The organism is Duganella sp. LjRoot269 (assembly GCF_964254095.1).
Taxonomy (GTDB): Bacteria; Pseudomonadota; Gammaproteobacteria; order Burkholderiales; family Burkholderiaceae_D; genus Rugamonas; species Rugamonas hordei.
The window spans coordinates 1,176,288-1,201,506 of the sequence record NZ_CAXUSL020000001.1 but is presented as its reverse complement, the minus strand read 5'-3'; the positions used below and the strand labels follow the sequence as shown (position 1 = coordinate 1,201,506).

Annotated in this window: 21 protein-coding genes and 1 tRNA gene; 12 read left to right on the top strand and 10 right to left on the bottom strand. The window is 66.4% G+C overall.

Annotated elements, in window-relative coordinates; translation table 11 throughout:
* Positions 1 to 11 precede the first annotated feature (11 nt).
* The 5 genes from ACSQ3S_RS05175 to ACSQ3S_RS05155 are packed head-to-tail and all read right to left on the bottom strand — an operon-like array spanning position 12 to position 5,299.
* The gene (locus ACSQ3S_RS05175; RefSeq protein ID WP_436141762.1) at positions 12 to 578 is read right to left on the bottom strand and encodes a nucleotidyltransferase family protein; all 567 of its coding nucleotides are present in this window, start codon (positions 576 to 578) and stop codon (positions 12 to 14) included.
* A gap of 5 nt (positions 579 to 583) precedes the next feature.
* Positions 584 to 2,809 carry a molybdopterin cofactor-binding domain-containing protein gene (locus ACSQ3S_RS05170; protein WP_436141761.1) on the bottom strand — a complete coding sequence of 742 codons (2,226 nt, stop codon included), beginning with the start codon at positions 2,807 to 2,809 and terminating at the stop codon, positions 584 to 586.
* Between the two features lie 11 nt (positions 2,810 to 2,820).
* A complete protein-coding gene (locus ACSQ3S_RS05165) occupies positions 2,821 to 3,279 on the bottom strand; it encodes a (2Fe-2S)-binding protein (RefSeq protein ID WP_176655496.1) in 459 nt (152 codons plus the stop codon).
* Positions 3,280 to 3,323: 44 nt separating this feature from the next.
* Positions 3,324 to 4,052 (bottom strand): DsbC family protein, encoded by a 729-nt coding sequence (locus ACSQ3S_RS05160; protein ID WP_353404195.1) that lies wholly within the window; start codon positions 4,050 to 4,052, stop codon positions 3,324 to 3,326.
* A 29-nt stretch (positions 4,053 to 4,081) separates the two neighbouring features.
* Positions 4,082 to 5,299, bottom strand: coding sequence for an FAD-dependent monooxygenase (locus tag ACSQ3S_RS05155; RefSeq protein WP_436141760.1), 1,218 nt, complete (start codon positions 5,297 to 5,299; stop codon positions 4,082 to 4,084).
* Between the two features lie 77 nt (positions 5,300 to 5,376).
* Between ACSQ3S_RS05155 and ACSQ3S_RS05150 the strand changes: the two genes are divergently transcribed.
* Positions 5,377 to 5,452 (top strand) — tRNA-Phe (locus tag ACSQ3S_RS05150).
* A gap of 64 nt (positions 5,453 to 5,516) precedes the next feature.
* Here ACSQ3S_RS05150 and ACSQ3S_RS05145 read toward each other — a convergent pair.
* Positions 5,517 to 6,650 carry a branched-chain amino acid ABC transporter substrate-binding protein gene (locus tag ACSQ3S_RS05145; RefSeq protein ID WP_436141759.1) on the bottom strand — a complete coding sequence of 378 codons (1,134 nt, stop codon included), beginning with the start codon at positions 6,648 to 6,650 and terminating at the stop codon, positions 5,517 to 5,519.
* 203 nt (positions 6,651 to 6,853) lie between these two features.
* On the opposite strand from ACSQ3S_RS05145, the gene ACSQ3S_RS05140 reads away from it, so the two are divergent.
* From ACSQ3S_RS05140 to ACSQ3S_RS05120, 5 genes are all read left to right on the top strand, one after another.
* Positions 6,854 to 7,279: a helix-turn-helix transcriptional regulator gene (locus ACSQ3S_RS05140; protein ID WP_436141758.1), complete on the top strand. Its 426-nt coding sequence runs from the start codon at positions 6,854 to 6,856 to the stop codon at positions 7,277 to 7,279.
* Positions 7,276 to 7,692, top strand: a complete 417-nt coding sequence (locus ACSQ3S_RS05135) for a VOC family protein (RefSeq protein ID WP_176655479.1) — start codon at positions 7,276 to 7,278, stop codon at positions 7,690 to 7,692. The genes ACSQ3S_RS05140 and ACSQ3S_RS05135 overlap by 4 nt, the downstream gene beginning before the upstream one ends.
* Before the next feature lie 100 nt (positions 7,693 to 7,792).
* Positions 7,793 to 9,178, top strand: coding sequence for an FAD-binding oxidoreductase (locus ACSQ3S_RS05130; RefSeq protein ID WP_436141757.1), 1,386 nt, complete (start codon positions 7,793 to 7,795; stop codon positions 9,176 to 9,178).
* Between the two features lie 358 nt (positions 9,179 to 9,536).
* Positions 9,537 to 11,117 carry an isocitrate lyase gene (locus ACSQ3S_RS05125; RefSeq protein WP_436141756.1) on the top strand — a complete coding sequence of 527 codons (1,581 nt, stop codon included), beginning with the start codon at positions 9,537 to 9,539 and terminating at the stop codon, positions 11,115 to 11,117.
* A 126-nt stretch (positions 11,118 to 11,243) separates the two neighbouring features.
* On the top strand, positions 11,244 to 11,867 hold the full coding sequence (locus ACSQ3S_RS05120; RefSeq protein ID WP_353404186.1) for a LysE family translocator: 624 nt from the start codon (positions 11,244 to 11,246) through the stop codon (positions 11,865 to 11,867).
* Here the strand turns inward: ACSQ3S_RS05120 and ACSQ3S_RS05115 are convergent.
* Positions 11,824 to 12,648 (bottom strand): AraC family transcriptional regulator, encoded by an 825-nt coding sequence (locus ACSQ3S_RS05115; RefSeq protein WP_436141755.1) that lies wholly within the window; start codon positions 12,646 to 12,648, stop codon positions 11,824 to 11,826. The genes ACSQ3S_RS05120 and ACSQ3S_RS05115 overlap by 44 nt on opposite strands.
* Before the next feature lie 82 nt (positions 12,649 to 12,730).
* Here ACSQ3S_RS05115 and ACSQ3S_RS05110 point away from each other — a divergent pair, with 82 nt between their 5' ends.
* Positions 12,731 to 14,587 carry an alpha/beta hydrolase family protein gene (locus ACSQ3S_RS05110; RefSeq protein ID WP_436141754.1) on the top strand — a complete coding sequence of 619 codons (1,857 nt, stop codon included), beginning with the start codon at positions 12,731 to 12,733 and terminating at the stop codon, positions 14,585 to 14,587.
* Between the two features lie 32 nt (positions 14,588 to 14,619).
* On the opposite strand, the gene ACSQ3S_RS05105 is transcribed toward ACSQ3S_RS05110, so the two are convergent.
* The 3 genes from ACSQ3S_RS05105 to ACSQ3S_RS05095 form a co-directional block, all read right to left on the bottom strand.
* Entirely contained in the window at positions 14,620 to 15,366 is a 747-nt protein-coding gene (locus ACSQ3S_RS05105; protein WP_436141753.1) for a carbonic anhydrase, read from the bottom strand.
* Between the two features lie 196 nt (positions 15,367 to 15,562).
* Entirely contained in the window at positions 15,563 to 16,999 is a 1,437-nt protein-coding gene (locus ACSQ3S_RS05100) for a sensor histidine kinase (RefSeq protein WP_436141752.1), read from the bottom strand.
* Positions 16,996 to 17,679, bottom strand: a complete 684-nt coding sequence (locus ACSQ3S_RS05095; protein WP_353404183.1) for a response regulator — start codon at positions 17,677 to 17,679, stop codon at positions 16,996 to 16,998. The genes ACSQ3S_RS05100 and ACSQ3S_RS05095 overlap by 4 nt, the downstream gene beginning before the upstream one ends.
* A 302-nt stretch (positions 17,680 to 17,981) precedes the next feature.
* Between ACSQ3S_RS05095 and ACSQ3S_RS05090 the strand changes: the two genes are divergently transcribed.
* The 5 genes from ACSQ3S_RS05090 to ACSQ3S_RS05070 all read left to right on the top strand — a co-directional run bounded on the left by ACSQ3S_RS05090 (position 17,982) and on the right by ACSQ3S_RS05070 (position 25,204).
* Positions 17,982 to 19,151 (top strand): porin, encoded by a 1,170-nt coding sequence (locus tag ACSQ3S_RS05090; protein ID WP_436141751.1) that lies wholly within the window; start codon positions 17,982 to 17,984, stop codon positions 19,149 to 19,151.
* 19 nt (positions 19,152 to 19,170) lie between these two features.
* A complete protein-coding gene (locus ACSQ3S_RS05085) occupies positions 19,171 to 20,190 on the top strand; it encodes an ABC transporter substrate-binding protein (protein ID WP_176655469.1) in 1,020 nt (339 codons plus the stop codon).
* A 99-nt stretch (positions 20,191 to 20,289) separates the two neighbouring features.
* Positions 20,290 to 22,494 carry an ABC transporter permease gene (locus ACSQ3S_RS05080; RefSeq protein WP_436141750.1) on the top strand — a complete coding sequence of 735 codons (2,205 nt, stop codon included), beginning with the start codon at positions 20,290 to 20,292 and terminating at the stop codon, positions 22,492 to 22,494.
* 34 nt (positions 22,495 to 22,528) lie between these two features.
* The gene (locus ACSQ3S_RS05075) at positions 22,529 to 23,578 is read left to right on the top strand and encodes an ABC transporter ATP-binding protein (protein WP_436141749.1); all 1,050 of its coding nucleotides are present in this window, start codon (positions 22,529 to 22,531) and stop codon (positions 23,576 to 23,578) included.
* Positions 23,579 to 23,605: 27 nt separating this feature from the next.
* Positions 23,606 to 25,204 (top strand): methyl-accepting chemotaxis protein, encoded by a 1,599-nt coding sequence (locus ACSQ3S_RS05070; protein WP_436141748.1) that lies wholly within the window; start codon positions 23,606 to 23,608, stop codon positions 25,202 to 25,204.
* The last annotated feature ends 15 nt before the right edge of the window (positions 25,205 to 25,219 follow it).

The window sequence follows — 25,219 nt, the reverse complement described above, 5'->3', positions numbered from 1 at the left end:
AAATGTCCTGTTTACAGATCGCCCGGCGTATCGATATCGCGCACCACGCCGATATCGTCGACGTCCAGTTCGCTCACCGCGTGGGTCTTAAGTATAGCGCGTGCGCCCTGGTCGCCTTCCAGCGCCAGCAGCAACGGCAGGTGATAACTACTGAAGGCGACCGGATTGCCGCGCCGCCCTTGATACACGGGCGCCGCGATGCGCGCGCCCCGTTCGATCGTCGCGGCCAGTGCGCGGATGGTCTCCGGCTGCACATGGGGCATGTCACCCAGGGCGATCACCCAGCCTTCCGCGCCCTTGGTGCAGTCGACCGCCGTCACCAGCGATTCGGCCATGCCCAGGTCGGCGTCGGCGCAGACGCGCACTTCGCATCCCAACGCGCCCAATAGCGCGGCCACCTTGTCGTCGCCGGGGCGGACCACGGCCAGCACGCGCGGCAGCGCGGCCAGCATATTCCTCGCGCTGGCGGCGACGACGGCGTCGCCGCTCTCCAACGCTTGCAGCAATTTGTTTTGTACGCCGGACGGGTCGAACCGCTTACCCCGCCCGGCTGCCAGCAATATACCTACTAATGCCATCCGGCTCAGGCGCTGGCCAGATCGAACGGCAGCTTGCGCAAACGCTTGCCGGTCAATTTGAACAACGCGTTGGCGAAGGCCGGCGCCAGCGGCGGCAAGCCGGGTTCGCCCATGCCGGTCGGCGCGTCGTTCGACGGCACGATGTGCACATCGATGACCGGCATGTCGGTCATGCGCGCCACCGTGTAGTCGCTGAAGTTCTGCTGCTCGACCACGCCGTTCTTCAGCGTGATGGCGGCGCCCGGCAGGGTCATGCCCAGGCCCATCAGCGCCGCGCCCTGGATCTGCGCCTCGATCGTCAGCGGATTGACCGGCTGGTTGCAATGCACGCCCGCCGTCACCTTGTGCAGCTTTGGAACGCCCTTGTCCACCGACGCCACCACCACATAGGCGATCACCGTGTTGAACGCTTCGTGCACCGCCACGCCGTAAGCCTGGCCTTTAGGCAAAGCCTTCTTGCCGTAACCGGACTTGGCGACCGCCAGATCCAGCGCGGCGGCGTGACGTTTGCCCTTCTCGCCCATCAGCTTCTTGCGGTAGGCCACCGGATCCATCTTGGCCACATGGGCGGCTTCGTCGATCAGCGTCTCCATCACGAACGCGGTGTGGGTGGAGCCCACGGAACGCCACCACAGCACCGGCACGTTGGCCTTGACGCTATGCGCCGTCAGGTTCATCGGCACTGCGTAAGGCTCGCCCATGCCTTCGACCATCGTCGAGTCAATGCCGTCCTTGATCATCATCGGCTCGAACGGCGTGCCGGTGATGATGGACTGGCCGACGATGACGTGATCCCACGCCACCATCTCGCCCTTGGCGTCAAAGCCGATCTCGGCGCGGTGCACGTGCGACGGACGGTAGTAGCCGCCCTTGATGTCGTCCTCGCGGCTCCAGATCACCTTGATCGGATCCTTCTTGCCGGTGGCCTGCCACACCTTGGCGATGTTGACCGCTTCGACCAGATAGTCGGAAGTCGGCACGGCGCGGCGGCCGAAGCCACCGCCGGCCATCATCGTATTCAGCACCACCTGTTCCGGTTTCAGGCCGGCGGTGGCGGCGATGGCGCCCTGGTCCATCGTCTGGAACTGCGAACCGGCCCATACGGTGCAACCGTCGGAGCGCAGATCGACCACGCAGTTCAGCGGTTCCATCGGCGCGTGCGCCAGGTACGGGAATTCATACACGGCGGAGATTTTCTTCGCCGCGCCGGCCAGCTTCGAGGTATCGGCCTTGCGCACAGGCAGGCCCGGTTTGGCAGCCAGCGCCTTGTACTCGGCCAGCTGCTTGTCGCTGCTGACCTTTTCCAGGCCGCTGGTATCCCAGTCGATGAGCAACGCTTCGCGGCCCATCTTGGCCGGCCAGTAGCCGTCGGCCACCACCACCACGCCGCTGCCGCCGCGATCGGTTTTCACCTCCAGCACTTCGATCACGCCCTTGATGGCCTTGGCCTTCGACGCATCGAACTTGGCGACCTTGGCGCCGAACACGGGCGGCCGCGCCACCACGGCGACCTTGCTGTTTGGCGCCTTGAAGTCCATGCCGAACTGCTGCCTGCCGGTCGATTTCAGTTTCGCGTCGAGGCGCTTCATCGGTTTGCCGATGAAGTTGAAATCCTTCGGATCCTTCAGCTTCACGGTGGCCGGAACCTGCTGCTTCATGGCCGCATCGGCCATCGCGCCATACGTGGCCTTCTGGCCGGCGGGGCCGATCAGCGTGCCCTTGGACGTCTTGACCTGGTCCGGCGCCACCTTCCACTGCTCGGCCGCCGCCGCGATCAGCATCGCGCGCGCCTTGGCGCCGATCTCGCGGTACTGGATATACGAGTGGGCGATGCTGCCCGAACCGCCGGTGATCTGAATGCCGAACGCCGGGTCTTTATATTGATCGCCAGCCGGCGCCAAAGCACCGTTCACCTTCGACCAGTCTGCGTCCAGCTCCTCGGCGATCAGCATCGGCAACGAGGTTTGCACGCCCTGGCCGAATTCCAGCCGGTTGACCTGCACGGTGACGGTGTTGTCCGGCGCGATATGCAGGAAGGCGTTCGGCTCGTAGACCTTGGCCGGAGGCTGCTGCGCATTGGCGAAGCGGCCGGCGCCCGGCATGAAGAAGCCCAGCACCAGACCGCCGCCGGCAACCGCGCCGGCCTTCATGAAGCCGCGGCGCGACATGCCGCCTGCGGCTGCGGCGCCCAGCGTCGCCATCGATTCCTGGTTGATCCATTCGATACGCATGGCGGTCTCCCTTAAGCGATGGTTTTGGCGGCGTCTTTGATGGCGGCGCGTATGCGCTGGTACGTGCCACATCGACAGATGTTCCCGCTCATGGCGTTGTCGATGTCGGCATCGGACGGCGCCTTGTTCGTGCGCAGCAGCGCGGTCGCGCTCATGATCTGGCCGCTCTGGCAGTAGCCGCACTGCGGCACGTCCATCTTGACCCATGCGGCCTGCACCGCCTGGCCGACCTTGTCGGTTTCCATTGCTTCGATGGTGGTGATCTTCTGCCCAACGGCCGCCGAAATCGGCGTGATGCACGAACGGATAGGCTGGCCGCCAAGGTGCACGGTGCAGGCGCCGCACAGCGCCGCGCCGCAACCGAACTTGGTGCCGGTCATGTTCAGGTTATCGCGCAAGGCCCACAGGATGGGCGTCGATGGATCGGCGTCAACCTGCGTGTCTTTACCGTTGATGTTCAAAGTGATCATTCAATCCTCCTGTAGTCCCTGCGTTTTTGACGTTGCTGCTTGATTTACTGCTTGATCTTGGTCAGCTTCTCTTCCAGCGACTTGGTGTCGATCGCGCCGGGAACGCGGCTGCCATCGGCGAAGAAGATAGCCGGCGTGCCGGACACGCCCAGCTTGTGGCCCAGTTCCAGCACCACGTCGTTCGGCGCGTCGCAGGAGGCCTTGGCCACCGGCGCGGCCTTGCCGCTGACCATCCAGTCTTCCCACGCCTTGCTGCGGTCCGGTGCGCACCAGATGTTTTTCGATTTGGTGAACGAGTCTTCGGCCAGGATGTTGTACATGAAGGTGTAGACCGTGATGTTGTCGGTTTCCTTCAGCGTGGTCTGGCGGAAGCGCTTGCAGTAGCCGCAGTTCGGATCCTCGAACACCGCGATCACGCGCTTGCCGTCGCCCTTGACGGTCTTGATGGCCTTGTCCAGCGGCAGGTCGGAGAACTTGATCTTGCTGATCTCGTCGACGCGTTCCTTGGTCAGGTCGGTGCTGGTGGTCAGGTTGAAGATGTGGCCGGAGAACAGATAGGTCGCGGTCTTGTCGGTGTACAGGATCTCATTGCCGATACGGACTTCATACAAGCCGCTGTATGGCGTCTCCCGCACCGATTCGACCTTGACGTTCGATCCCAGTCGCGGCTCGACCAGCTTCTTGATCGACTCCGTGGTCGGCGGCGTTTCGGCGCCCACGCAGGACGCCATCAGCGCCGACAACAACAACAAAACGATCTTACTCTTTCTCATGACATCTCCGGTGACGACTGACAGTGCTCTCATTTGCCCATGGCGTGGGAAATCAAACGGCGCTTCAGCACAGGTAATTTATCCAGCAAGTTTAATCCGAAATTACGAACCACGCGCAGCGGCTCCATGTCCGCCCCGAACAGGCGCGCCAGGCCGTCGGTGGTCAGTTGCATCAGCAGCACGTCTTCCTTGCGCGCGCGCTCGTAGCGTGCCAGCACGCGGCTGTCGCCGATGCCGCGCTGGGGTTCGCGTTCGCTCAATGTCTTGACCAGTTGCGCCACGTCGGCGAAGCCCAGGTTCATGCCGTGGCCGGCCAGCGGATGGACCACATGGGCGGCGTCGCCGACCAGCGCCACGCGCGGCGCGCTCATCGCGTGCGGGCGTATCAGCCGCAGGGGGAAGTCGCGTACCAGCTCCGGCTGCAGCGGCGTCAGCGCGCCCAGTTTGGCCGATGCGTAGACGGCCAGCCGGTGGGCGATCTGCTGCGCCGACTCGGCGCGCAGCGTGTCGGCCAGCGCTTCCGGCGCCGACCACACCAGCGATACCTGGTTGCCCGGCAGCGGCAGCAGCGCGACGATGCCCTGGGCGCCGGTGAACCATTGATAGGCGGCGCCATGGTGCGGCAGTTCGCAGGCGAAGTTGGAGACCACGGCGCGCTGGTTGTAGCTGCGGTAATCGAGGCCGATGTCGCACTGGCCGCGCACCCAGGACTGGGCGCCGTCGGCGCCGACCACCAGCGCGGCCTTGATGCTGGAGCCGTCGTCCAGGTGCACGGCGGCGCTGTCGTCGCTCCGCAGCAGGCCGGTGGCGCGGCCCTCGACCACGCGCACGTTCTGCGCGAACTTGAGGGCGGCGTCGAGCGCCTGCCCCAGGTTGCGGTCTTCCATGATCCAGGCCAGCGTGCCGGTGTGGGCGCCGTAGGCGTCGAAGGCCAGGCCGCCGGCATGCTCGCCGTCGCCGTGGACGATCATCGCGTCGACCGGCGCCACGCGCGCTTGATCCAGCGCATTCCACACCTTCAGCGACGACAGCAGATGATGGGCGGTATGGTTCAGCGCGTAGACCCGCGCATCCCAGCCGGGATCGGCCGCCGGCGCCGCCGGACGGGACGGCGGCCCCAGCAAAGTCACGCTCAGGCCGGCCTGGGCCAGGCCCAGCGCGGCGGTCTTGGCAATCGCGCCATTGCCGACAATACAAATATCACTCTCTATGACGCGCAGCGCAGCGGGGGAGGATGGCTTATTCATCCGGCCATTATAACGGTTGTGAGAAATAGAAATCGGCCCTTGCAATTTCGCTCGGGCCTGCTATAATTCTGCTCCTTGGCCTGGTAGCTCAGTTGGTAGAGCAGAGGATTGAAAATCCTTGTGTCGGTGGTTCGATTCCGCCCCGGGCCACCAAGAACACTAAATTAGCCACCTTCGGGTGGCTTTTTTGTTTTCCTTGTCCGACGCGTTCCCCCTCCTACCGCAGCACTACCAGCTTGATTTTTTTGCCGGCCCGGTAGGTCGAAACGGTCAGGGCACCGTCACGGATATCGCCGTTGGCGTCGAAGCGGATGGTCCCGGTCAGGCCGGGATACTGGATTTGGCGCAGCACCGGCAGGTATTTGGCCGGATCCGTGGAGCCGGCTTGTCGCATGGCTGCCGCCACCGTCATCGTGGCGTCGTAGGCGTACGGGGCGTAGGTCTGGATGTCGCTGTGGAAGCGCGCGTGGAAGCGGGCCACGAAATCGCTGACGTCTTTTTTGTGAGCAGCGTCGATGCCGCCGGCTTCGGCGCAATAGACCGCATCGTCACGCATGCCGCCGCCCGCCAGCGCGGGCAGCGCTTCGGTGCAGATGCCGTCGCCGCCCATGAAACGCGGCTCCATGCCCAACGCCTTCATCTGACGCAGAATGCCGCCGGCGGTGGCATCCATACCGCCAAAGAACACCAGATCCGGCTTCTTCGCGCGGATGGCGGTCAGGATGGCGGTGAAGTCGCTGGCCTTGGCCGTGGTGAATTCGCGGCCGACGATTTTCAGGCCGGGTATGCGCGCCTGGGCGCTCTTGATGAATTCATCGGCCACGCCCTGCCCATAGGCCGAGCGGTCGTCGATTACGGCGATCCTGCGCGCGCCCAGTTGCTCCACCGCGTAGCGGCCCAGCGAGCTGCCCAGCATATTGTCGTTGGCCACCACGCGCAACGCGCCGGCGAATTTCTGCCGGGTGTACGCAGGGGCGGTGGCGGAAGGCGTAATCTGCGGAATGCCTGCGGCGTCGTAGATACGCGAAGCGGGCACCGTGGTGCCGGAATTGGCGTGGCCGATGACCGCCTTCACACCCGAATCGACCAATTTCTGCGCCACGGCGGTGCCCTGTTTCGGATCAGCCGCATCATCCTCGCTCTGCATTCTGAAGACCACTTTTGCGCCGCCGATGGTGGCGCCGCGCGCATTCAAGTCCTCCAGCGCCAGCGTCACGCCATTCTCCATCGCCTTGCCCAGATGCGCGATCTCGCCTGACAGCGGCCCCGCCACGCCGATCTTCACCACTTCCTGCGCCATCACGGCGCAGTTCCATAGTCCACAAGCCAGAAGAGGAAGAATGCGCGTCATTGCTGCTCCAGATGATGGGTAATCCACGCATTCTAGCAACGAATGCGCTATGTCAGTAAGCCGGCAACGGCGCCGCTATCCGCAGACGAACGGCGAAGGTTGGCGGTTTGTTTTGACGGATAATATGCCCTTATTTTAAGCGTGAGGATAGGATGACCCAGAGTCCCCTGCTACTGCGGCGGTTGTTGCGCGCGAAAGATAGAATGGACGGCGCGCCCCACGAGGAGTGGCCCGTCCACCGGCTGGCGCAGGTGAGCGCGGTCTCGCCGGCGTACTTCGCGCGCGAGTTCAAGAAGGCGTTCGGCCTGCCCCCACATCGCTACCTGCTTACCCGCCGCATCGAGCGCGCCGCGGCGCTGCTGCGCGACACCGACCTGCCTGTTACACAAATCGCGCTCCAAACCGGCTGGACCAGTCTCGGCACCTTCGGCCGCATTTTCCGCGACATCACCGGCTGCAGTCCGGGTGAGCTCCGCGAGCGCGATCGGTCGGCTCCGCATCCGGGACAGCAGATTCCCGAGTGCGTCATGCGCGACGCCCAACGGCCCGATCTCAAGATCGCAGTTTTGGAGAAGCGGCGCATCCAGGCTGCTGGCACACTGGAACTCCAATCTAAGGAGGATATATGACTCAAGGTATCAATATGGTCGGTCTGTACGTGCGTGATCAGGACGAGGCGCTTGCGTTTTACGTCGACAAACTGGGGTTCGTCGTCCACACCGACGTTCGCAACGGCGACTATCGCTGGCTGACGGTGCAGCACGCGGACCAGCCCTCGTTCCAGCTCGGCCTGTTCCGCCCCGGCCCGCCAGTACATGACGCGGCAACCGCCCAGACCCTGAACGAGCTCGTAGCGAAAGGCGCCATGCCGCCACTGGTGCTGGTCGTGGACAACTGCCGTGCCGCCCACGAGCGCCTGAGCAAGCGCGGGGTTGAGTTCACGCAGGAACCCACGGATCGCTACGGCACTGTGGATGCCGGTTTTCGGGATCCTTCCGGCAACGGATGGAAGATGATCGAGGCCGCGGCCAAGCCGCAATAGGCATCGGCGCCCATCCGCCATTTTTCGAAGTGCCTGTGCTTGCGTGAGTGCGCGTCGCCTCCCTATCATGGAGGGGTATGCACCCACGTGGAGATGCGCGATGAATACTTTGACGGATGGGAAATTCAACGAACTGCAAGCCTCGCTCAGAGGCAAACTATTCCAGCCCAACGATGCGGGCTATGACCAAGCCCGCGCGGTCTGGAACGCGATGATCGACCGGCGCCCGGCCATCATCGTGCGCTGCGCCGGCACGGCGGACGTACGCGCCTCAGTGGCCTTCGCGCGCGACCATGGACTAACCCTTGCCGTGCGCGGCGGTGGACACAATATCGCCGGCAGCGCCCTGTGCGACGACGGCCTGGTGATCGACCTGTCGGACATGAAATCGGTCCAGGTCGATCCGGACCAGCGCCGCGCCTATGTCGAAGGCGGGGCCACGCTGCACGACTTCGACCACGAGGCGCAGGCATACGGCCTGGCCACGCCGCTGGGCATCAACTCCACCACCGGCGTCGCGGGGCTGACGCTCGGCGGCGGCTTCGGCTGGCTCAGCCGGACGCTGGGCCTGGCGGCCGACAACCTGCTGTCGGCCGACCTGATCGCAGCCGACGGCCGCCGCCTGCATGCCAGCGCAACGGAAAATCCCGACCTGTTCTGGGCCATACGCGGCGGCGGCAACTTCGGCGTGGTCACGCGCTTCGAATTCCAGCTGCACCCGGTGGGGCCGGAAATCACCGCCGGGCTGATCGTCTTCCCGTTCGCCGAAGCCAAACAGGTGCTGACGCAGTACCGCGATTTCGTCAACGTCATGCCTGACGACCTGACAGTGTGGGCGGTGTTGCGCAAGGCGCCGCCGCTGCCCTTCCTGCCGCCGGAAGTGCACGGACAGGACGTGCTGGCACTGCCCGTCTTCTCGCCGCTGAAGCTCGACGCCGTGCAGCAATCAATCGACCGAGTCCGCAGCTTCGGCCTGCCACTGGGCATGCATGTCGGCGCCGCGCCCTACGCCGCCTGGCAACAGACCTTCGATCCGATGCTGACGCCGGGCGCGCGCAACTACTGGAAATCGCATAATTTCACGCAGCTCAGCGACGAAGCCATCGACACCGTCATCCGCTACGCCGGCAACTTGCCGACGCCGCAGTGCGAGATCTTCCTCGGGCTGCTGGGCGCGCGGGCGGCGGCGCCGTCGCCGCAGGACACGGCATATCCGCACCGGGACGCGCTCTACGTGATGAACGTGCACACGCGCTGGGACAGCCCGGCGGAAGATGCCCGCTGCATTGCCTGGGCACGCGAATTCTTCAGCGCCTCGGCGCCGCACGCGACCGGCAGCGTGTACGTCAATTTCCTGACCCAGGACGAGAGCGATCGCACCGCCGACGCCTATGGCGCGAACTATCAGCGGCTGGCGCAGATCAAGATGAAATACGACCCGGACAATGTGTTCCGCAATAACCAGAACATCCATCCTGCCGCATAGGCCAGCAATGGTGGTGCCGGGCAGGCAAGCAGCCCGGCTCCGCCTCAATGCGCCCCCCCCCCGCCCTCGCGCGGTTATTACGCCGCCACCTCAGAAACTGAAACTCCGTTTCACATCGCGCAATCGGGCCTGAAAAACTCCCGGCCCGGCCATCTCATTTTTTGAAAATTCGTTTCATATTGCAATATTTAATAACTAAGCCTTTGAAAATTAAAGAATAAATTTAAGTTATATGTCTTATATAAGACCTTGATGCAGTGCACCAGAATGGCCTACTATTTAGTCATGCGGTTGCGGCCGGACGGGGCCGCGCACTCGACGATTTTTCCAAACTTGTTTTATTCTTTAGGAGATACACATGTCCCAATATCAAGACGACATCAAGGCAGTTGCCGGTTTGAAAGAGCAACAAGCCGCCGCCTGGAACGCCATCAATCCCGAGTCTGCCGCCCGCATGCGCGCCCAGAACAAGTTCAAGACCGGTCTGGACATCGCCAAGTACACCGCCAAGATCATGCGCGCCGACATGGCCGCCTACGACGCCGACCCGTCCAAGTACACCCAGTCGCTGGGTTGCTGGCACGGTTTCATCGGCCAGCAGAAGATGATCTCGATTAAGAAGCACTTCAACAGCACCGACCGCCGCTACCTCTACCTGTCGGGCTGGATGGTTGCCGCGCTGCGTTCCGAGTTCGGCCCGCTGCCTGACCAGTCGATGCATGAAAAAACCGCCGTCTCGGCGCTGATCAAGGAGCTCTACACCTTCCTGCGCCAGGCCGACGCGCGCGAGCTGGGCGGCCTGTTCCGCCAGCTGGACGCCGCCGAAGGTCCGGCCAAGGCAGCCATCCAGGCGCAGATCGACAACCACGTGACCCACGTCGTGCCCATCATCGCCGACATCGACGCCGGCTTCGGCAACGCCGAAGCGACCTACCTGCTGGCCAAGCAGTTCATCGAAGCGGGCGCCTGCTGCATCCAGGTCGAAAACCAGGTGTCCGACGAGAAGCAATGCGGTCACCAGGACGGCAAGGTCACCGTGCCGCATGAAGACTTCCTGGCCAAGATCCGCGCCATCCGCTACGCCTTCCTGGAACTGGGCGTGGACGACGGCATCATCGTCGCCCGCACCGACTCGCTGGGCGCCGGCCTGACCAAGCAGATCGCCGTGACCAACGAGCCGGGCGACCTGGGCGACCAGTACAACTCCTTCCTCGATTGCGAAGAAGTGTCGGCCGACGCGCTGGGCAACGGCGACGTCGTCATCAAGCGCGAAGGCAAGCTGCTGCGTCCCAAGCGCCTGCCGAGCAACCTGTTCCAGTTCCGCGCCGGCACCGGCGAAGCGCGCTGCGTGCTCGACTCCATCACCTCGCTGCAGAACGGCGCCGACCTGTTGTGGATCGAAACCGAAAAACCGCATATCGCCCAGATCGGCGGCATGGTCAGCGAAATCCGCAAGGTGATCCCGAACGCCAAGCTGGTGTACAACAACAGCCCGTCGTTCAACTGGACGCTGAACTTCCGTCAGCAGGTGTACGACGCGATGAAGGCCGAGGGCAAGGATGTGTCGTCCTACGAGCGCAGCCAGCTGATGAGCGTGGAATACGACCAGAGCGAACTGGCGATCACCGCCGACGAGAAGATCCGCACCTTCCAGGCCGACGCGGCCCGCGAAGCCGGCATCTTCCATCACCTGATCACGCTGCCGACCTACCACACCGCCGCGCTGTCGACCGACAACCTGGCCAAGGAATACTTCGGCGACCAGGGCATGCTGGGCTACGTGGCCGGCGTGCAGCGCAAGGAAATCCGCCAGGGCATCGCCTGCGTCAAGCACCAGAACATGTCCGGCTCGGACATCGGCGACGACCACAAGGACTACTTCAGCGGCGAAGCGGCACTGAAGGCGGCCGGCAAAGACAACACCATGAACCAGTTCTGATCGCTGGTGCCTCGGTAAAAAGCTCGCTGCGGCGAGCTTTTTTTATGAGGGCGATTTTCTCCAATACAGCGCCCGCCACGCCGCGTATCGTCAGCTCCGGTCCATACTTATCGGAGACGCGCACTTATGAGCATCCTGTTTTCCATGGCGGCCTTCGCCTTGGCTTCATCGATTTCCCCCGGTCCTGTCAACATCGTCGCCCTCGGCAGCGGCGCGCAGCACGGCTTTCGCGCCAGCATGCGCCATGTCACCGGCGCCACCGTCGGCTTCACGCTGCTGTTGCTGTTGACCGGCCTCGGCCTGCACGAATTGCTGGCGCGGCTGCCGGTCCTGACGCGGACCATACAGCTGGCCGGCGTGGCCTTCCTGCTGTTCATGGCGTGGAAGCTGGCGCGCGACGACGGCAGGCTCGACCTTGCCGCCGGCGGCAGGGGGCCGTCCCTGATGGCCGGGGCCGCCATGCAATGGCTCAATCCCAAGGCCTGGGTGGCGTCCGTGGCCGGCATGGGCGCGTTTGCCGCCGACGGCGACGCCGTGCTGGTCTGGCAGTTCGCCGCGCTGTATTTCGTGGTCTGCTATGTGTCGATCGCCAGCTGGGCCTATGCCGGCACGTTCCTGCGCAGCCGCTTGAGCGATGCTTCGGGGATGCGGCTGTTTAACCGCTCGATGGCGTTCCTGCTGGCCGTCAGCGCCGTCTACCTCTTGCTCAGCGGCGATACTGGCCAGGCGTCGCCGCCAGCAACTGCTTGAAGATGCGCTGGAAATGCGCCTGGTCGGAAAACCCGGTTTCCAGCGCGACATCGGCGATGGCGGCGCCGTTCCTGAGCAAGCCGCGCGCCAACTGGATGCGCCGGTTCAACAGATAGGCGTGCGGCGTCATGCCGTAGCGCTGCTTGAAGGCGCGGATCAGATAGGACGGCGACAAATCGGCGGCGGCGCAGATGTCCTCCAGCCTCAGCGCGCCGCCGCAGTTGTCGCTGATGTAGTCGGCCGCGCGCTCGAGCTTGCGGTTCGCTTCGCGCTCGACGACGGCGGCCGGATCAAGGCAGGACTGCACCTGCCCGAAGAACTCCACCGCCGCGCACTGCCGCGGCAGCGGCTCCGGCCCGCCGCTGGTCAGCACGTCATAGAGCCGGTTGAGTCCCATATACAGCGCCGGCGACGTGCTCAGGGTGGCGGCAAAGGGATGGAAATCGCGGCTGGCGCTGAATCCCCACTCGTGCTGCAGACGGCCGAACCAGGCGCGATCGACGTGCAGCATGCGGTACGACCATGGCTCGTCGGCAAGCGGATTGCAGGCGTGGACGTCGCCCGGATTCATCAGGACCAGGGTGCGGGCGCCGACCCGCTGGCGCGAGGCCCGGTTGATGTAGTCGGTGCGTCCGCCGCTGATCGCGCCGATCGAAAACGTCTCGTGCGCATGCCGGGCGTAGCAAACCTTCCGCCCATCGGCTATGGCCCGCGCCTCGATGAAGGGCAGGCTGGCGTCCCGCCAGAAGCGGGGGCCGGAAGGGTGGTTGGGATCGCGCATCGCCCAAGGATACCCCATCTCCGAAAAAACATAGGCAAGCGCATCGATCTGCGCTATCGTGGATATTTTCAAAAAGACAACCATGGTGCACATGAAAGCCCTCTTGCGAACCCTGGCGCTGATCGCGTGCGCCGCCCTGCCGCTGGCCGCCGCCGCAGCCGAGGCTCCGACGCCGATCCCGATCGCCACCTTCTTCAAGAAGTCCGCCACCACCGGCGCGGCACTCTCGCCCAACGGCCGCTTTGTCGCCGTGCGCAAGCTGTCGCCGCAAGGCCGCACGATGCTGACGGTGGTCGACGTGGCGGCCAGCAAATCCAAGGCGATCGCCAACTTCACCAACGCCGACATCGACATATTTTACTGGCTCAGCGACCAGCGCCTGGCGTTCTCGCTGGTCAACGTCGACCACGGCGGCGACGACGGCAAGCCCGGCCTGTATTCGGTCGACCGCGACGGCAAGAACCGCAGCTTCCTGTCGCAGACCATCGTGCGCAAGCGCTCGTTCTCCGAAAGCGACCTGGTCGACCACCGCTACCAATCGGAAATCACCGTCCACGGCTTCCCGCCAACGAAAGGCGATGAAATGGTGGTGGTCGAAGTCCGGGACGGCGAGCATACGCTGAAGCGCCTCAGCACCGTCAACGGCCGCACCTTCCCGATGCGGGCCCCGCGCGGCACCTACGGCTGGCTGCTCGATGTCGACGGCAACACCCGCATCGCCACCGCCCTGCGCGGCGACCGCGTCAACACCTACTACCTGGACCGGGACGACTGGCGCCAGATCGACAGCCGGGAACAGAAGGCCGAGTCCAGCTTCAATCCGCTGCTGTACCTCGATGGCGCCGTCTACGTCCGCTCCCGCAACGGCCTGGACGAGGCCGCCGTCTACCGTTACGATCTGGCCACGAATGCCATCGTGCCCCAGCCGCTGATCAGCGCGCCAGGCTTCGACACCGACGGCTACTTCATCGTCAGCGACAAGAAAATGCTGGGCTTTCGCTTCACCACCGATGCCGATGCCACCGTCTGGTTCGACCCGTGGATGAAGGCGGTCCAGCAGGAGGTCGACCAGCTGCTGCCCGGCATGGTCAACAACATCTCGCACGGCCGCAGCAGCGAAACGCCGTATGTGGTGATCGACACCTATTCGGACATCCAGAACCACGCCTACATCCTCTACAACACCGAAACCAAACACCAAACCTTGCTCGGCGAAACCACGCCCGACATCGACACCGACAAGATGGCCCACATGTCGATGGTGCGTTACAAGGCGCGCGACGGCCTGCGGATTCCGGTTTTCCTGACCTTGCCGAACGCCGGTGCGCAGAAAAACCTGCCGACCGTGGTGCTGGTCGGCGCCCGGCCGGGCCACCGTAGCGGCATCTGGCAGTGGAACGCCGAGGTGCAGTTCCTGGCCTCGCGCGGCTACGCGGTGCTGCAGCCGGAACCGCGCGGCGTCGACGGCTTCGGCCGCGCGCACATCCTGGCGGGCGTCAAGCAGGCCGGGCGCGCGGTGCAGGACGACATCGCCGACGCCGTCAAATGGGCGGTGGCCGAGGGCCACACCGATCCGGCACGGGTGTGCATCGCCGGCACCGGCTACGGCGGCTATGCCGCCATGATGGGCTTGTTGAGGGATCCGGACATCTTCCGGTGCGGCATCAGCTGGTCCGGCCTGACCACCTATCAGGACAATCCGGACGACGCCAGGCTGAAGGACATCAAGCGGCCGTTGCTGCTGGCCTACGGCACCGACGACGAGGCGGTCAAGTACGATACCGGTCTGGCCTTCTACAAGGCGCTCAAGGCCGGCAACCCGCAGGCCGAATGGCTGGAATACACGTCCACCGTAGACGACTGGAAGACGCAGAAAAACCGCATCGACCTGTGGCGGCGGATTGAAGACTTCCTGGGCAGGCAGATCGGCGCCAAATAGCCAGGCGACCTGCGCCGACCTGCCGGAGCGCCTTATTCGCTGACTTCGACGGTTCTGCCGTTCAACGGCTGCACCGGACGCGCGTTCATCTTGTAGAGCTTGTGGAAAGCGGCGATCTGCTGCGGCGACAGCTCGACCGGCTGCTTCAGTACTTGCCAGCGCACGCCGTCGCTGCACGGCGGCGTCGTCAGCGAACCCATGAACTTGAAGTAGGCATGGTTGGCGGGCAACACGTCGGCCGGGTTGAAGCTGGCCAGCCGGGTCGGATGTCCCTCTGCCGGCAAGGCGGCAAACACCGGCGCCAGGGTATTGTTCTCGTGGCCCTCCTTGAACAGTACGGCAACCACCGACAGCTTGCCATCGGCGCTCTTGTGGACGAAATGGGCCACCATCGGATAATTGACGCCGTTGATCTTCTCTTCGCTCGGCGTGTGGAAGTGGAACTGCAGCAGCTGCGCGACGTCGTCGCCGGCCTTCAGCGCATTGCCGGCTGGCAGATTCACCTGCACCGTGTGGCCGTTGTTGATCACCTCGGCGCCGGCGGCGGCGTAGTTGAACTCCAGCGCGCTCAACGACGCCTTCCTGGCGTTGCGCTCCTCGATATCGATCGGCGACTGCTCCTTGCTCAGCTTGCACGCGGAGTTGGCTTGATCGAGATCGGCCCAGTGCGCCGGATCGCCGTGGCCTTCGTACGCCCAATGCGGCGCCGCGGCGTGGTCCTGCGCGCGGGCGATGCCCATGGCCGATATCAGCATGGCCAGCATAATCGTTGCTTTCATTATCTCTCCTGATTTTTTTGAAGTTCAATATCGATGGTCGCTGGTTGTGGGCGACGAGTGCTGGCAGCATTGCCGGGCGGAGCCATGCGGGACTCTCGGGGGATGGGAGAGGGTTTGGCCAAGCCTGAGTATTGCCCAGGTATTGTAGATTATGTGGCCTGTCGGCAACAGTAGGGAAATTCTTATTTTGGGGTGATCAAGGCGGCGCCGATCCGGCATCCGACGTAAAAACCACATTTGCGTTCAACCCCACCGTCCCTCCCCCGGCCATGCGGTTGCTCAAGGTCAGGGCGGCGCCGAACACCTCGGCGATCTCGGCGCAGATCGCCAGGCCCAGGCCGAAACCGCTGCTGGCCTGCGACGAGCCGAACGGCTCGAAGCGGTGGACGTCGGCGCCTTCCGCCAGGCCGGGACCGCTGTCCCACACGCAGACCATGGTGCGGCCGGCGTCGGTGCCGATGCGGATGCCCAGCGCCCCGCCGCTCGGGGTGTGGCGGATGGCGTTGTCGAGCAGGTTGGACAGCAGCTCGCCCAGCATCCAGCGGTTGGCGTCGACGCGCAGCTCCTCGGCGGCGTCCAGTTCGAAGTTCAGTCCCTTGTCGGAGATCAGCGGCGACAGCGCCACCGTCACCTCGCGCGCAACGGCCGCCAGGTTGCAGGACTCGTGTCCGCCCCGGCCGCGCATCTGCCCCACCTTGGCCAGCGACAGCAACTGGTTGGCCAGGTTGGTGGCGCGCTCGACGGTGCCCACCATTTCACGGATGATGACTTCGGCCGGCGCATCGCCGCGCAGTCCGGACTGCAGCTGCACCTTGAGCACCGCCAGCGGCGTGCGCAGCTGATGCGAGGCGTTGGCGACGAACTTCTGCTGCACCTCGAGCAGGTTGCGCAGCCGGCCCATCAGCTGGTTCAGCGCGGCCACCACCGACTGCAGCTCGAACGGCGCGCGCGGGGCGCTCAGCGGCGACAAGTCCTCTTCCCGGCGCTGCTCGAGCTGCAGCCGCAGCGACTCGAGCGGACGCAGCGCGCGCATCACCACCAGCATCGTCAAGCCCGCCACGAACGCCAGCAGCAGCAGCTGGCGCCAGACGGTGCCCCACAGGATGGCCTGCACCGCCGATTCGCGGAACGACAGCGGCTCGGCGATCTGGATCACGGCGCCGTCGTTGGGCAGGCCGGAATTGACGGGCTGGAAAATCGCCGCGATGCGCACCGGCGCCGTGCCGTACATGCCCTCGTACACCTTCAGCAGCGTCGGCGCCGGATGCGGCCCCGGCCGTCCCTGCGCGCCCGGCGCGTACGACGGCAGGTCGAGATCGCCGGCGATGACGCGGCCGCGCAGGTCGCTGACCTTGTACATCATGCGGGTCGAAAAGCCGGCCTCGTACACTTCCAGCGTGGCGAAGGACACGCTCACATGCATCTGCTGCTGCTCCACCCGGATCTGGTCGCCGACCGAGTACGCGGTGGTCACCAGCATGCGGTCATAAGCGGAATTGACGGCGTTGAGCGCGTTGTAGTACAGGCTGATCGAGCCGAACACGATGTACAGCGCCAGCGGGCCGAGGATGCCCAGCAGCAGATAGCGGCGCAGCGAATGGGCCGGCAGCAGGCGCCGCAGCGCCTGCCTCATGGCTTGGCCGCGCCGCCCTGCGGGCGCAGCAGATAACCGAGGCCGCGCAAGGTCATGATCTCGGTATTGGTGGCGGTGAGCTTCTTGCGCAGCCGGTGGATGATCACCTCGATCACCTCCAGCTTGGCGTCCTCCTGGCCGGGGAACACCAGCTGCCCCAGCCGTTCCTTGGTCACCGCGTGACCCGGCCGCGCCATCAGCGCGCGCAGCAGCAGCTGCTCGCGCGGCGACAGTTCCAGCGCCTCGTCGTGGACATAGAACGCGCCGGTGCTGCGCTCGTAGCGCAGGTGGCCGCATTTCTGCAGGCTTTCGTCGGCGCCGCTTTTGCGCCGCAGCAGCGCGCGGATGCGGGCGTCCAGCTCCTCCAGGTCGAACGGCTTGGCCAGGTAATCGTCGGCGCCGGCGTTCAGCCCGGCGACCCGGTCGCCCACCGCGCCGCGCGCCGTCAGCACGATGACCGGGGTGGCGATGCCCTGGTCGCGGATGCGCTGCAGGATGTGCAGGCCGTCGAGGCCGGGCAGGCTCAGGTCGAGGATCACCAGGTCGTTGTTGCCGTCGCGGATCAGGCGCAGCGCGGTGGTGCCGTCATAGCAGGGCGTGACGGCGAAGCCGCGCCGCTCCAGCGCGCGCAGCAGCGCGGCGGACATGTCGGCGTCGTCTTCTACGAGAAGTAAATGCATGGTCGGTAGCGCTGAGTTTCGGGGATATCCCTTTATACAGGCGAATGCCCGGGTGCGCCACAAAATGGCGCGGCGGCCGCCCGCTTGAAAGCAAACTGAAAGGGACGTGAAAGGCGGGTGCAAGAAAGCGGGGATTTTCGGGGTCCGGCGATTAGGATTTCCGAAAAAAGCGAACTAGACTGCGCCACATCGGGATCCCAAACCGGTCCCCCGATGTTCATCCGGCAGCCGCATTCCAGCCCTGGCGAGCGACCGGCACATAAAAAAACGCGGCGCTGCAAGCGTCGCACGAAGGAGACACCATGCACCAGAACACCAAGGCCGCCGTGTGCGCGGCCATCGCCGCACTGGCCGTCAGCGCCGGCGCCCAGGCCCAGTCCACCACCACCGTGTACGGCATCGCCGACGCCCAGTTCGAGCGGGTCGAAACCAGCGGCAGCACCACTCCGACCCAGGACAAGCCGGCCAGGTACCGCCTCAGCAACGTCAGCTCGGAGCTGGGCGTCAAGGCCTCGATGCCGCTGGGCGACGGCATGACCGGCCTGGCCCAGTACACCACCGGCATCAACGTCGACAACGCCAGCGGCAACACCAGCGCCGGCATGTTCGGCAACGCCAAGGACAGTTTTGTCGGCCTGGCGATCGACAACGTCGGCACCTTCAAGCTGGGCCGCATGACGGCGGCCGCGCGCTGGAACAGCGGCACCGCCGACTTCTCGCCGATGGGCGCCGGCCTGCAGGACGACCAGGGCATGCTGTCGGGCGCCAGCGGCCAGACCGGCCTGGCCACGCCGTTCAACATCCGCCTGGACAATGTGCTGGCGTTTGAATCGGCGCGCTTTGCCGGCCTGTCGGCGCGCGCCTACTTCAGCGCCAACGAGAACAAGAGCGCGGCCAGCACCGCCAACGGCGTCGCCCTCGACGACAAGAGCTACAGCCTGGGCCTGCAGTACGTCAACGGCCCGTTCGACCTGCGCCTGTCGCAGGAGCAGCGCAACGACAAGGGCACGCTGAACGCCTCGACCGACCACAGCACCCGCGACCGCGACTTCCGCTTCGGCCTGCGCTACGCGCTGAGCGCCGACACCACCCTCGCGCTCGGCTACGACCGCATGGAATTCACCGACGCCAACGCCACCGGCGCCGCCAAGACCAGCCTGAAGAAAACCGGCTGGGTGCTGGGCGCCAAGCACAACTTCGGCAAGCACGCCGTGTACGGCGGCTACGGCCAGGGCAGCGACATCCGCTGCAGCCTGGCCAGCGGCGCGGCCTGCAACGGCGCCGACACCGGCGCCAGCAACTGGGCGCTGACCTACAACTACAACTTCAACAAGCAGATGATGCTCGAGGCCTTCGTCACCCAGGTGCGCAACAAGGCGCGCGGCAAGTACGACTTCGACTCGGGCGGCGTCGGCCCGGCCGCCGGCGCCAAGGCCACCGGCTCGGGCATCGGCCTGCGCTACGCCTTCTAACCCCGCCACAGGAGACAACATGACTATCCATCGATGGCCGGCCGCCTGCGCGCTGGCCTTCCTGGCCGCGCCCGCCATGGCGGCCGACCAGGGCACGATCAACGTGATTTGCGGCGTCCAGGCCGAATGGTGCAACCTGGTGCAGACCACCTTTTCCCGTACCACCGGCATCAAGGTCAACATGGTGCAAAAAGGCGCCGGCGAGGCGCTGGCCCAGCTGACCGCCGAGGCGGCCAACCCGAAGACCGACCTCTGGTTCGGCGGCACCGGCGACCCGCACCTGCAGGCGGCCGAGAAGGACCTGACGCTGGGCTACCAGTCGCCCAACATCAACCTGCTGCGCGAGTGGGCGGCGGCGCAGGCCAAGCAGGCCGGCTACAAGACGGTCGGCATCTATTCCGGTCCGCTCGGCTTCGCCTACAACACCGAGCTGCTGGCCAAGAAGAAACTCAAGGCGCCGCTGTGCTGGGCCGACCTGGTCGATCCGCGCTACAAGGGCGAGATCCAGATGGCCAACCCGAACTCGTCCGGGACCGCCTACCTGGTCATCGCCACGCTGGTGCAGCTGACCGGCGAGGAAAAGGCGTTTGAATACCTGAAGGGCCTGCACAAGAACATCAGCCAGTATCCGCGCTCGGGCACCGGGCCGCTGAAGAATGTGTCGCACGGCGAAAACACCATCTCGATCAGCTTTGTGCACGACGTGCCGGGCGAGGTGTTGCAGGGCTTCCCGGTCAAGTCGGTCACGCCGTGCGAGGGCACCGGCTACGAGATCGGTTCGATGTCGATCGTCAAGGGCGCGCGCAACCTGGCCAACGCCAAGAAGTTCTACGACTGGGCGCTGACCGCCCCGGCGCAGGAGCTGGGCGCGGCGGCCAAGCAGTTCCAGCTGCCGTCCAACAAGGACGCCAAGGTCGATCCACGCGTGCCGGACATCAAGCGCATCAAGCTGATCAACTACGACTTCGAGAAATACGGCAAGGCTTCCGAGCGCAAGCGTCTGCTTGAGCGCTGGGAAAAGGAAGTCAACGCCAACTAGCGAGCGGCCGCCGCCGGCGGCCCGCCTGGTTCCACCCTTTGCGTGTCCCGCGCCGGCCTCGACAGCCGGCGCGCGCTGCGACACGCCCGGAAGATAGACATGAACAAGAAAACACTCTTACGCGCCGGCGCCGGCGCCTGGATCTGGCTGGCGCTGTGCGCGGCGCTGCTGCTGCCGTGGTACGCGCTGCCCGACGGCTTCGACTGGCTGCGCGACGCCGGCCACATGGCCGGGCAGGCCGACACCGCCAGCGCCTGGTACCAGGCCGCGCGCTACCAGCGCGCCTGGCTGTGGGCGCCGCTGGCGGCGCTGGCGTTGTGCGCGCTGGCCCTGCGCGGCAACAACCGCCGGCGCCAGGGCATGGGCCTGGCCGCCGCCGCCACGCTCGGCCTGCTGGTGCTGCTGGCCGGCGGCTTCCTGGTCGGCGCCGGCGGCTGGACCCTGCCGGCCGCCGTCAGCGCCGCGCTGCCGCCGGCGGCCGGACAGGCCGGTTTCGGCTGGGGCGCGCTGGTGCTGCTGGTGGCGCTGGTCATGCTGCTGGCCAACGGCGTGGCGCGGCTGGGCTACTTCCGCGGCGACGTCTTCGTCGCCTGCGCCGTGCTGTTCTGCGCCGCGCTGCTGATGCTGTTCATCGCGCTGCCGGTGCTGACCATGCTGGCGGGCGCGCTGTTCGGCGAGGACGGCGCGCTGAACCTGCCGATGGCGGCCGAGCGCATCTTCAACACCCGCATCTGGGGCCTGGGCTGCCTGGGCGCCGGCCGCGCCTGCGGCGTGGCGTGGAACACGCTGTTCCTGGCGCTGGCCACCGCGGCAGGCACCACCGTGCTGGGCGCGCTGCTGGCCTTGCTGACCGAGCGCGCGCTGGTGCGCGCCCGGCCGCTGGCGCAGATGCTGGCCACGCTGCCCATCGTCACGCCGCCGTTCGTGGTCGGCCTGGGCCTGATCCTGCTGTTCGGCCGCGCCGGCCTGGTCAACGAGGCCTTGCAGCAGCTGTTCGGCATCGAGCCGTCGCGCTGGTTCTACAGCGCCAAAGGGGTGTGGCTGGCGCAGATGGTGGCCTTCACCCCGATCGCCTATCTGATGATGCGCAGCGTGGTGCAGGCGGTCGCGCCGACGCTGGAAGAGGCGGCGCAGACCCTGCGCGCGGCGCCAATGAAGGCCTTCCTCAGCATCACGCTGCCGCTGCTGCTGCCGGGCCTGACCAACGCCTTCCTGGTCGGCTTCATCGAATCGATGGCCGACTTCGGCAACCCGATCGTCGTCGGCGGCAACTTCGCCGTGCTGTCGACCGAGATCTTCTTCGCCATCGTCGGCGCCCAGCTGGACCAGGGCAAGGCGGCCGCGCTGGCGCTGATCCTGACCGGCTTCGCGCTGGGCGTGTTCGCGCTGCAGCGCCGCGTGCTGGGCAAGGGCAGCTACACCAGCATGTCGGGCAAGGGCGACAACGGCATCCCGCCGCGGCTGCCCGCCCCCGTGCGCAGGCTGGCCATGGGCCTGGCGCTGCCGTGGCTGGCGCTGACCATCGTGATCTACCTGTTTGCCTTCGCCGGCGGCTTCATCCGCACCTGGGGCCGCGACTACAGCCTGACGCTGCAGCATTTCGGCACCGCCTTCGGCCTGGCCTGGGAACATGGCCCGGTGCTGACCGGCGCCGCCTGGGACTCGCTGTGGACCACGCTGCGGCTGGCCGGCGGCGCCGCGCCGCTGACCGCGATGGTCGGCCTGCTGATCGCCTACCTGATCGCCCGCGTCAAGTTCCGCGGCCGCGACACGTTCGAATTCTCGGCCATGCTGGCCTTCGCCATCCCCGGCACGGTGCTGGGCGTGGCCTACGTGATGCGCTTCAACGTGCCGCCGTTCGAGCTGACCGGCAGCGGCCTGATCATCATGCTGTGCTTCATCTTCCGCAACCTGCCGGTCAGCATACGCGCCGGCGCGGCCGCCTTCAAGCAGATCGACGCCAGCCTCGACGAAGCCTCCTCGATGCTGGGCGCCTCGACGCTGACGTCGCTGCGGCGGGTGATCCTGCCGCTGCTGCGGCCGGCGCTGGTGGCCTCGCTGGTGTATTCCTTCGTGCGCGCCATGACCACCGTGTCGTCGGTGATCTTCCTGGTCAGCGCGGAACACGAGCTGGCCACCACCTTCATCATCGGCCGCGTCGGCAACGGCGACTACGGCGTCGCGCTGGCCTACTGCACCGTGCTGACGCTGCTGATGCTGGCCGCCATCGGCCTGATCCAGCTGCTGGTGGGCGAGCGCAAGCTGGGCCGCCGCGCCATCGCCCCGCAGGCGGCGCGCGCCTGAGCGCCGCCCCCGCCCCACCCTTACGGAGTACACCATGAAAAACGGCATCGAATTCAAAGGCATCACCAAGCGCTACACCGACCAGGGCCAGTTGGCCGTCAAGGGCATCGACTTCTGCGTGCCGCAGGGCACGCTGACCACGCTGCTGGGCCCTTCCGGCTGCGGCAAGACCACCACGCTGCGCATGATCGCCGGGCTGGAAAGCCCCAGCAGCGGCGCCATCCTCATCGACGGCGTCGACGTCACCACGCTGTCGGCGGCGCAGCGCAACGTCAGCCTGGTGTTCCAGAGCTATGCGCTGTTTCCGCACATGACCATCCTCGACAACGTGCGCTACGGCCTGACGGTGGCCGGCGTCGGCCGCGACGAGGCGGCGCGGCGCGCCGAGGCCGCGCTGGCCACGGTCGGCCTGGGCGGCTTCGGCGCGCGCTGGCCGGGCGAGCTGTCCGGCGGCCAGCAGCAGCGCGTGGCGCTGGCGCGGGCGCTGGTGCTCGAGCCGGCCGTGCTGCTGTTCGACGAACCGCTGTCCAACCTCGACGCCCGCCTGCGGCGCCAGATGCGCGACGAGATCCGCGCGCTGCAGCAACGCCTCAAGCTGACGGTGGCGTACGTGACCCACGACCAGAGCGAGGCGCTGGCGGTGTCGGACCAGATCATCGTCATGCGCGACGGCATGATCGCCCAGGCCGGCACGCCGGCCGACCTGTACGAGCGGCCCAACAGCGAATTCGTGGCCGGCTTCATGGGCGAGGCGCTGCTGCTGCCGGCGCAGGCGCGCAGCGACAGCAGCGTCTGGCTCGGTCCGCTGGCGCTGCCGGCGCGGCGGCAGCCTGCGCCCGGCGCGCCGGGCCCGGTGAAGGTGGCGGTGCGGCCGGAGGCCTGGCAGGTCGGCGACCGCGGCGAGCACCCGCTGGCCGGCACCGTCGTCAAGTCGACCTACCTGGGCGGCATCTACGAATACACCATCGATACCGAGATCGGCGAACTGTTCGTGGTCTGTCCGCGCATGGCGCGGCCGCGCGCCCCGGCCGAGACCATCAGCCTGTCGTTGCACGAGACCGGTGTGTCGGTTCTGATCGCATAACGCCGCGCGGCGGCTGAGGAGCATTCCATGGTCTCTCTTTCCCTGTCCAAAGGCAGCATCGGCGCCCGGCTGGCGCTCGGCTTCGGCCTGGTGCTGCTGCTGGCCAGCGCGCTGCTGGCGCTCGGCCTGTGGCGCATCAGCGCGCTCAACGCCGACGCCGAGCACATCGTCACCGAGCGCGTCGGCGGCCTGCGCCAGGCGCTGGAGATGCGCGAGGCCGGCGCCGCCATCGCGCTGGCGCTGCGCCAGGTGGCCGCCCCCACCGACGCCTCCGAGGGCGAGCGCGCCGCCGTCCAGCTCGACGCCGCCCTGGCCCGCTATGCCAGCTCCGAAACCGCGCTGCGCCACGGCGGCGGCGACGCCACCGTCATCCGCGCCGTCACCGCCAGCCGCGCCGCCGTGACGCCGGCCATCGCCGAGATCCGCCGGCTGGTCGCCGACGGCAACTACTTCGACGCCGCGGCCCGCCTCAAGGGCGGCTACGCGCCGCTGCATCTGCGCTGGATGGCCGCGCTGGAAAGCCTGACCACCGCCGAGCAGGACGCCATGCACGACACCCATACCGCGTTCCGCGACAGCTACCGGCTCACGCGCGCCGCCATGCTGGTGACCGGCCTGCTGACCATCGCCGCCGGCGCCTGCCTGGCGCTCCACATCACGCGCACCATCACCGTGCCGCTGCGCCACGCCAACCGCATCGCCGACACCATCGCCAGCGGCGACCTGACCGCCGTCATCGCCGCCGGCGGCAACGACGAGGCCGGCAAACTGATCGCCGCGCTCAAGATCATGCAGGCCAACCTGGCCGACGCGCTCGGACAGATCAAGCGCGGCAGCGCGGCCATCTCGCTGGCGGTCGACGACATCGCCGACGGCAACGCCGAGCTGTCGACGCGCACCGAATCGCAGGCCGGTTCGCTGCGGCAGACGGCGGCGTCGATGCAGGTGCTGACCGAGACCGTGCGCCAGAACGCCCACAACGCCGCGCTGGCCAACACCCTGGGCGCGGCCGCCGCCGACGCCGCGCAGCGCGGCGGCCAGGTGGTCGGCCAGGTGGTGGCGACGATGGGGGCGATCCGCAGCGGCTCGAACAAAATCGTCGACATCATCGGCGTGATCAACAGCATCGCGTTCCAGACCAACATCCTGGCGCTGAACGCGGCGGTCGAGGCGGCCCGCGCCGGCGAGGGCGGGCGCGGTTTCGCGGTGGTCGCGGCCGAGGTGCGCAACCTGGCCCAGCGCTCGGCCGGCGCCGCCACGGAAATCCGCGCGCTGATCACCGCGTCGGTGGCGCAGATCGACGCCGGCGGCACCCTGGTCGACGCCGCCGGCGCCACCATCGCCGACATGGTGGCGTCGGTGCGCAAGGTGGCGCTGCTGGTGGGCGAGATCACGGCGGCCGGCCGCGAACAGAGCGCCGGCATCGAGGAGCTCAACCAGGCGATCGCGGCGATGGACGCGATGACGCGCAAAAACGCCGCGATGGTCGAACAGGCCAGCGACGCCGCCGCCACCCTGCGCCTGCAGTCGGCCGGACTGGCGCGGGTGGTGGCGCGCTTCGAGGCCGGCGACGCCGGACAGCGGCAGCTGGTCGCCGCCCCGGGCCGTACCGCGAAGTCCCTGTAGGCGGTTGGAGAAAAG